At 33.4% G+C, this 443-nt stretch carries 1 protein-coding gene; it reads left to right on the plus strand.

Going from position 1 to position 443, the window contains the following annotated elements:
• Window positions 1-296: 296 nt before the first annotated feature.
• A partial coding sequence (locus EII42_RS13905) for a PTS sugar transporter subunit IIA (protein WP_158676532.1) occupies window positions 297-443 on the plus strand: 147 nt, incomplete at its 3' end.

Genomic DNA, 443 nt, shown 5'->3' on the forward strand with positions numbered 1-443 from the left:
ACAAACAAACTTTAATAGATTAAGCTCAACTTGTTGGAGCCATATTGATCAAGCAAGTGCGACTCAAGGTATTTACGATGCCATGCTAGATTTACAAAATAATCGCGTTCGTGCTGAAGATGATGAATATATTGCGCAAGGTAGTGAACAAATTTTAAAACTTTGCACAAAATAAGATAGATCTGTTAACGACCTAAAGTTGTTAGCAGATTTCTTTTTTTAATCTTGCTGAAAGGTTTTTGCTTTATTATTTTCAGCAAAAAATAGTCAAACTTTACAAAAATTAAGGAGCAAGAATGTTTAATTTGAGCGAACAAAACATTCATTTATCCGCAAAAGCGGAAAATAAACAGCAAGCCATTGAATTAGCAGCAAAAGCATTAGAGCAAGCTGGCTATGTGGAAAATGGTTATTTACAAGGTATGTTAGCCCGTGAACAACAA

The sequence above is a fragment of the Tessaracoccus sp. OH4464_COT-324 genome (assembly GCF_003932855.1).
Taxonomy (GTDB): Bacteria; Actinomycetota; Actinomycetes; order Propionibacteriales; family Propionibacteriaceae; genus Arachnia.